At 69.5% G+C, this 7,896-nt stretch carries 6 protein-coding genes; 2 read left to right on the top strand and 4 right to left on the bottom strand.

All coding sequences use genetic code 11. The features are described 5' to 3' along the window. Positions 1–186: 186 nt before the first annotated feature. Entirely contained in the window at positions 187–1,398 is a 1,212-nt protein-coding gene (locus VGZ23_01460; GenBank protein HEV2356272.1) for a type II secretion system F family protein, read from the top strand. Here VGZ23_01460 and VGZ23_01455 read toward each other — a convergent pair. The 4 genes from VGZ23_01455 to VGZ23_01440 form a co-directional block, all read right to left on the bottom strand. Next, positions 1,391–2,941, bottom strand: a complete 1,551-nt coding sequence (locus VGZ23_01455; protein ID HEV2356271.1) for a M81 family metallopeptidase — start codon at positions 2,939–2,941, stop codon at positions 1,391–1,393. The genes VGZ23_01460 and VGZ23_01455 overlap by 8 nt on opposite strands. A gap of 32 nt (positions 2,942–2,973) precedes the next feature. Next, positions 2,974–3,888 (bottom strand): ABC transporter permease, encoded by a 915-nt coding sequence (locus VGZ23_01450; protein ID HEV2356270.1) that lies wholly within the window; start codon positions 3,886–3,888, stop codon positions 2,974–2,976. An 11-nt stretch (positions 3,889–3,899) separates the two neighbouring features. Further along, the gene (locus tag VGZ23_01445) at positions 3,900–4,826 is read right to left on the bottom strand and encodes an ABC transporter permease (protein ID HEV2356269.1); all 927 of its coding nucleotides are present in this window, start codon (positions 4,824–4,826) and stop codon (positions 3,900–3,902) included. 69 nt (positions 4,827–4,895) lie between these two features. Next, positions 4,896–6,503, bottom strand: coding sequence for an ABC transporter substrate-binding protein (locus VGZ23_01440; GenBank protein HEV2356268.1), 1,608 nt, complete (start codon positions 6,501–6,503; stop codon positions 4,896–4,898). A 170-nt stretch (positions 6,504–6,673) separates the two neighbouring features. Between VGZ23_01440 and VGZ23_01435 the strand changes: the two genes are divergently transcribed. Beyond that, positions 6,674–7,896 (top strand): M20/M25/M40 family metallo-hydrolase (locus tag VGZ23_01435; protein ID HEV2356267.1); only part of this gene is annotated, 1,223 nt, incomplete at its 3' end.

Genomic DNA, 7,896 nt, shown 5'->3' with positions numbered 1-7,896 from the left:
GCTGCGGGGCCTCATCCTCGGCGGCGCCTCGGCCGATCAGATCCGCGCCGCCGCGCAGCAGGACGGCATGCGCCTCCTCCGCGATGACGGCGTTCAGAAAGTGCTGGAAGGCGTGACGACGGTCGAAGAGCTGCTGCGCGTCGTCTTCGTCTCCGAAGACTCGAAGTAGGGGCAGGGGGGTTCAACGTGGCAACGTTCGCATACGTGGGGCGGGACGGAGCAGGGCAAATGGTGGCCGGCGCGGTCGACGGCGACACCGAGATCGCCGCCATCTCCCGTCTGCAGGAGATGGGCTACCTCATCACGTCGCTCAAGCGCCGCGCGACGCAGCCGAAGGTCGAAGACCTGCTGAGCCGCTTCCGGGGCGTCAAGCTCAAGGACCTCACCGTGTTTACGCGGCAGCTCGCTACGATGATCAACGCGGGGCTCACGATCATCGCGAGCCTGGCCATCCTGCAGGCGCAGGCCACGAACCAGCGTTTGCGGGAGATTATCGGGAAAGTGCGCGGCGACGTCGAGGGCGGGCTTCCGCTGTCCGACGCGCTGGCCGCGCACCCGGAAACGTTCAACAACCTGTACGTTCACATGGTCCGCGCCGGAGAAACCGGCGGCGCCCTCGACGACGTGCTGGGCCGGCTGTCGGGCTTCCTGGAAAAGGAGCTGGCGCTGCGGCAGAAGGTCAAGTCGGCCATGGTGTATCCGGTCCTGATCGCGAGCGCCGCGGGCGGCATCGTCTCGTTCATCGTCTTCTTCATCCTGCCCAAGTTCGTGTCGGTGTTCAAGGATCTCCAGGTGCCGCTGCCGCTGCCGACCCAGTTTCTCATCTTCATCACCGTGGCGGGGCAGCGCTGGTGGTACGTGGGAGTCCTCGTCCTCGTCGTGGGCATCTACGGGTTCCGGTACTACATCGGGACGCCGGACGGCCGCCGGTGGTTCGACCGCTTCAAGCTGCGGGCGCCGGTGTTCGGCCCGGTCAACAAGAGCGTCGCCATGGCGCGCTTTTCCCGCACCCTGGGGACCCTGATCCACAGCGGCGTGCCGATCCTCCACGCCCTGGACGTCGTGGCGAAGGCCACCAGCAACGTGGTCCTCATCCGGGCGCTCGACGCGGTCCGCACGAGCATCCGCGAGGGCGAAGGCATCTCGGGCCCGCTCGGGGCGAGCGGCATGTTCCCGCCGATGGTCACCCAGATGGTCGCAGTCGGCGAGCGCACCGGAGCGCTCGACACGATGCTGTCCAAGGTGGCGGACTTCTACGACGCCGAGGTCGAGTACGCCGTCGCGGCCCTCACGTCGATCCTCGAGCCGGCGCTGATCATGGTGATGGGCGGGATCGTCGGCTTCATCGTGATCTCGTTCTACCTGCCGCTGTTCTCGCTGGTGGGCGCGATCAAGTAGCCGGGAACGCCGTGTGCGGATCGAGCGGCCACACCGGCCGCACGAGGCGCCGGTACGGAAACGTCGTGAGGTCGAGGGTGGTGAGGCCGGGGGCGTCCGCGGTGATGATGCGCGCCGCCACGGACTCGAACCCGGCGCGAAAGTGCTGGCTCGATTTCAGCGCCACGATCCGGTATCGTGCGACGTCGATGCCGTGCAGCAGGAACACCTCCGGATCGAGGGTCTGAGACCGCACCGACGAGACCAGCACGTCCACGCCGCCGACGACGAGGCGGGCCATCGGGCCGAGGTTCACGGGCGCGCCGCGGCCCATCGGCGATTGTTGGGTAAACCGGCCGTCGGTCAGGCACTTCACGTAGGCCTCGGCGTCGATCGGAGCGCCGTGCAGCGTGTCGGTCCTGCCGCCGAGCCGCACGCGCACGGTGGTACCCGTTCCGGCGGCGTGCGCCTGGGCCGCGGTCTCGGGGTCCCAGATGAAGCCGAAGCAGGCGTCCGTGACTTGCGCGTCGAGCAACGCGCGCAGCAGGTGCGTCCCGTCGCCGGGCGCGCCGCCGCCCGGGTTATCGGACGTCTCGTTGATGACGACCGGACGGTCGTCGGCGGCCAGCGCCTGGCGAATCGCCTCGGCCGGGCTCGGGGCGGACCTGAGAAACGCCTCTCGCTGTCCCCAGGCGTACCGGGCGACGTCCATCGCGGCCTCCTCCGCCGGCGCCGCGTCCTCGTGGGCGATTGCCACGATCGAGGCCGCGACGACGGGGGCGTCCGTGTGGGCGAAGCCGTGAAAGAACGTGCAGTCGATCATGCCGGGCCGCCCCTCCCAGTCGCGGCACCGCGCGTTGATCTCCCGCACCGGGGCCTGGCTGCTCGCCGTCGTGGGCACGAGCATCGGCAGCCGGACGAGGCGCATCGCGGGCCGGCGGCGCCCGGACACGACGTCGGCCGCGAGCGCGACCGCCTCGACGCCGCGCTCGTACGAGTCGACGTGCGGGTACTCGTTCACGCCGAGAAGCGCGGTCGCGTTCCGCGCCATCTCGTCGGTGACGTTGGCGTGGAGGTCGAGGGTCACGATGACCGGCAGCGCCGGCCCCACGAGCGCCCGCACGCGCGACAGGATGTCGCCTTCGATGTCGTCGACGCCGTCCGCGACCCCGGCGCCGTGGAGCGCCAGGCAGACGGCGTCCACTCCCGTCTGGGCATCTTTGGCCCGCGCCGCAGGCCCAGGGACCTCCGGCCCCGTCTGACGCGGGGCCTCCTGCCGGTCCGCGCGGTCGAGCCCGGCCAGCAGTTCCCCCCGCATCTCCTCGTAGGCGCGCCGGCTGATGGTGCCGGACGGCGTGGCACGCGTGGCGAAGGTCGGGACGGCTTCGATGGCGCGTTCCTCCGCCGCGGCCAGCATGCCGCCCAGATAATCGCGCACGCCGCGGTGGCGCGCCACGAGGGCCGCGCCGTGCGTCCACTCCCGGTCCTTGAACTCGTCCACCTCGGTCGGCGCCGCGCAGAACGTGTTGGTTTCGTGTGACAGGCCGCCGATTGCGATCCGCATCACCGGACCCCCTTTGGTCGAGTGTGGGCCTTTCAATCGTAGTGGCGCGGGTCGAGCGCGTCCCGCAGCCCGTCCCCCAGGAGGTTGAACGCCAGGACGGTGAGTGCGATCATGACGCCCGGGACGATCACGATCTGAGGATAGATGGTGATGAACGCCCGGCCGTCGGCCAGCATGCCACCCCAGTCCGGCGTCGGCGGTCGCACCCCCAGGCCGAGGAACGACAGGGCCGCCTCCAGGATGATGATGTTGCCGACCGACAGCGTGGCGAGCACGATCACCGGCCCGACCACGTTGGGCACGAGGTGACGCCAGATCACGCGGCGGTCCGTGGCGCCGATCGCGCGGGCCGCCACGACGAACTCCTGCTCCCGGAGGCTCAGCACGTCGGCGCGGACGACGCGCGCGTACGATGCCCAGACGGTGGCTCCGATGACGAGGATGACGTTGGTGAGGCTCGGTCCGACGACGGCGACGAGGGCGATCAGCAGGGCGAGAATCGGAAACGCCATCAACGCGTCGGTGATGCGCGAGAGCACCGCATCCACGCGCCCGCCCACGTAGCCGGCCGTCGTGCCGACGGCCACGCCGATGCCGACCGCGATCCCGGTCGCGAGCACGGCCACGATCATCGCGACGCGCGACCCGTAGACGAGACGGCTCAGGATGTCGCGCCCGATCTGATCGAAGCCCAAGGGGTGGGCCGGGGTCGGTCCGACGCCGCGCATGCCGGGGTTGATCGCAAGCGGCGAGTAGGGGGCGAGCAGGTTCGCGAAGACCGCCACGAGGCCGATCACGACCACGACGGCGAGCCCCGCGACGCCTGGGCGGTAGCGGACGAACCGGCGCCAGGCCCGCCAGATCTCGGGGCGGCGTCCCATCCGGGCGGCCGGCCGGTCCGCCGCCGCGGGTCCCGCAATGTCCGCCGGCCGTTCCAGAGAACGCATCGCCGCCGCGGTCACCCGATGCGGATGCGCGGGTCGACGAGCGCGTATACGAGGTCGGTCGCGATGTTGGCCGCCACCACGATGACCGCCAGGAGGAGCGCGATCACCTGTACGACCTGGTAATCAAGATGGTAGACGGAGTCGGTCAAGAGGCGGCCGATCCCCGGCAGCGCGAAGACGGTCTCGACGATGATGGTCCCGCTGAGGAGAAACGCCATCCGGTACCCCAGCACGGTGATCACCGGCAGCAGCGCGTTTCGCACCGCGTGGCGCAGCACCACCGCCGGTTCGGCCAGTCCCTTGGCGCGTCCGGTGCGGACGTAGTCCTGGTGGAGGACCGCGGCCACCGACCCGCGCATGAGCCGCGCGATGACCGCGGTCTGCTCCGTGGCCAGCACGGCGACCGGCAGCACGTAGCCCGTCCAGGACGACAGGCCGAACGGCGGCAGCCAGCGCAGCTGCACCGCGAAGAGGATGATCGCCATGAGCGAGATCCAGAAGCTCGGGAGCGCCACACCGAGCGTGGCCCCCACGGTCCCGACGTAATCGAACACGGAGTAGCGCCGGACGCCGGCCAGGATCCCCACCGGCACCGCGATCGCGATCGAGGTCAGAAAGGCGGCGACGTTCAGCGTGAGCGTCACCGGGGCGGCCTGCGCCAGCATCGTGCCTACCGGCACGCCGGTGCGGATCACCGACTCCCCGAAATTGCCGCGGGCCATGTTCCCGAGCCAGGTCACGTACTGGACGTACAGCGGGCGATCGAATCCCCACAGATGCTCGATCGCAGCGACCTGGGCGCGGCTGACCTCGGCTTCGCCGACCAGGATGTCGACCGGGTTGCCCGGGGTGAGGTGGAGGATCACGAACGTGACGGTGGCGACGAGAAAGACCACCGCCACGCCCTGGAGCAGCCGGGTGAGTACGTAACGCCACATCGGCCGCGCCGCCTTGGCTCAGACCGTGTCCGGCGGCGTGCGCCTAGACCGGCCGGCGGTTGTGCGACGTCACCCGAGCGACCACTGGTAGGCCTTGCGGTAGAGCTGGGGGCCGTTGAACGCCGTTTTCGGCAGTCCCTTGACGCGCGGCGCGAAGATCGTGTACCAATTCCAGTACATGGCGTAAATGAAGGGGGCGTCCTCGGCCACGATCTTCTGGATCTCGCTGTAGATCGGCCGGCGCTTCTTGGGATCGGGCTCCGCTAGGCCGGCGTCGATCAGGCTGTCCACCTTGGGGTTCGAGTAGTGCGACCAGTTGTTGCCGCCGTTCGTGCGCAGGGTCACGGAGGGATCGGGGTCGCCGAGGCTGCCGCCGTAGGTCCAGTTGAAGAGGGACGCGTCCATCTCGCCTTTGTGCATTTTGTCCGTGATCGTCGCGACCGGCGCCTCCGCGAGCTTCATTTCGATGCCGGCCGCCTTGAGGTGCTGCTGGGCGATCTCAGCTTCCGGGCGGCGGGCCTGATCGCCGGTGATGGTGGTGCACGTGAAGGACAACCGCTGGCCGCCCTTCTGACGGATGCCGTCCGGCCCGGGCTTCCAGCCCGCCTCGTCGAGCAGCCCCTTGGCCTTGGCGACGTCGTACGGATACTTGACGACGTTCGGCTCGTAGTACGTCTTGAACGCCGGCGACAGGTGCGAGGTGGCGATGACCGCCGTCCCCTTGAAGACGTCGTCGATCAACTGCTGCCGGTTGATGGCGTACATCATCGCCTGACGCACGCGCTTGTCCGCGAACATCGGCAGCTTGTTGTTGATCGGGAAGTGATTGACGCCCGTCGTGATGGTCACGAACGTCGTGAAGTGTGCGTCTTTGGCAAACCGCAGGTTGTCTTCGGTCAAGAGCGGCCATACCGCCGAGTCCGAGGCGCCGGTCTGCAGCCCGATCGCGCGCACCGACGGCTCGGGGACGATATCCACCCGGAAGAAGTCGAGATTCGGCCGGCCGCGGAAGTGCTGGTCGAAAGCCGCGACGGTGGTGTGTCCGGCGGGGATCCACTCCTTCAGCCGGAAGGCGCCGGTGCCGATCGGCGCGGTTTTGTAGTGCTTCTCGCCGACCTTGCCGTGGTACGCCGCCGGGACGATGAACGTGGAGGCGCCCTTCGCGAGAAACGCCGCGTTCGGGCGCTTCATCTTCACGCGGATCGTGTACTTGTCCGGGGCCTGCACCGCGTCGACGCCCTCGAAGTTGTTCGCGTTGATCGCGTGGTTGGCCGGGTTCATGTACCATTCGTAGGTGTACTTCACGTCGTCGGCGGTGAACTCTGTCCCGTCGTGGAACCGGACACCCTTCAACAGCTTGAACGTGTACGACATGCCGTCCGGCGCCGCCGTGTACGATTGCGCCAGGGTCGGCACGAAGCTGAAGTTTTCGTCCAGCTCCAAAAGCGCGTTGTGAATCTGCGTGACGGCGCTCCAGATGACGGTCGGCCCCGCGTCGTCCGGGCTCAGGCTCGAGATCTCCTGGTGTCCGGTGACGACCATCGTGCCGCCGCGCCTCGCCGCGGCGGACGCCGCCGCCGGCCTAAATCCGCCGGCCGCCGCGGTTAGCGCGGTGGCCGCCGCCCGAGTGAGGAACTCTCTGCGCGTGGTCGATCCGGCCTTGCCGCCGTGGCTCAATCGCTCTCACCTCTGCGCCCGTTCAGCGTTTCGGCTGATGTTCGGCCTGGCCCGCCGATCCCCTTTGAGGAGGGGATCGTGCCGCGCGGGCCCCGAACCCCCGGGTGGTACCGCACGACGGAAACGGTCCGGTCTGGTCCGACGGCCGGAGCGGGGGAGGGGACCTGGGCATGCTCGACGCCCGGCTCTCACACGAGTACTCTTCGGCGGTCGAGGATCTGCGCGGGCTCGTGCGCATTCCCTCGGTCGCCGCCCAGCGGCAGGGCATCCCGGACACGGTCCGGACGGTGGGGGGTCTGTTCCGGGGCGCCGGCGGCCGGGTGACCGTGCTCGAGCACGCCGGCGCCAACCCGGCCGTCGTGGCCGAATTCGAGGGCCGGTCGCCGCGGACGCTGTTATTCTACAACCACTACGACGTCCAGCCGGCCGAGCCGCTCGCCGAGTGGACCGTGCCGCCGTTCGACGTCACAGAGCGCGGCGGCCGCCTCTACGGGCGCGGGGTCGCCGACAACAAGGGCAACCTTGCCGGTCGTATCGCCGCGGTCCGGGCACTGGCCGCTGCAGGTGGCGGTCTGCCGTGCCGGGTGAAGTTCCTCGTTGAGGGCGAGGAAGAGATCTCGAGCGTCCATCTGGGCGCCATGACGCGGGGTCACACCGACCTCCTGCGCGCCGACGCCTGCATCTGGGAGTCGGGCAGCCGGGACCGCCGGGAGCGCCTGCGGCTCTCGTGTGGGGCCAAGGGGATCTGTTACCTTCAACTCGAGGCGGCGTCGGCGACGCTCGACCTGCACTCGCAATACGGCGCGATCATCGAAGGCGCGCCGTTCCGGCTCGTGCGGGCGCTCGCCACGTTCAAGGACGCCTCCGGCCGCGTGCTGATCCCGGCACACTACGATCGCGTCCGCCCAACGACCCCGGCGGAAGACGCCGTGCTCGCGTCGCTCCCCCTGGACCTGGTCGACGACGCGCGGGAGCAGGCGGGCGTCGATCGGTTTATGGGCGGCGTCGGCGGATCCGCGGCGCTCCGTCAGTGGCTGCTCACGCCGACCTGCACCATCTGCGGCATCTGGGGCGGCTACATGGGCGCCGGGTCGAAGACGGTGTTGCCGAAGGCCGCCTCCGCCAAAATCGATTTCCGGCTGGTCCCCGATCAGGACCCGGACGAGGTCGCGCGGAACGTGCGCCGCCATCTCGACGCGCAGGGGTACGCGGACATCACGGTGACGGTCCTCGGGGCGGAGTTTCCCTGGCGGTCGGATCTCGGCCACCCGTTCGTCGGTCTGGTGCGGCGCGCGGCGGCGGAGGTCACCGGCCGCGAGGTGCTCGTCCTCCCCACGTCGGCGGGCACGGGGCCGATGCACGACGTCGGACCGGTGCTCGACCTGCCGATCGT

The sequence above is a fragment of the bacterium genome, from assembly GCA_035945995.1.
Lineage (GTDB): Bacteria > Sysuimicrobiota > Sysuimicrobiia > Sysuimicrobiales > Segetimicrobiaceae > DASSJF01.
Note: the sequence above shows the minus strand (reverse complement) of the source record. Positions and strands in the feature narration are given on the sequence as shown.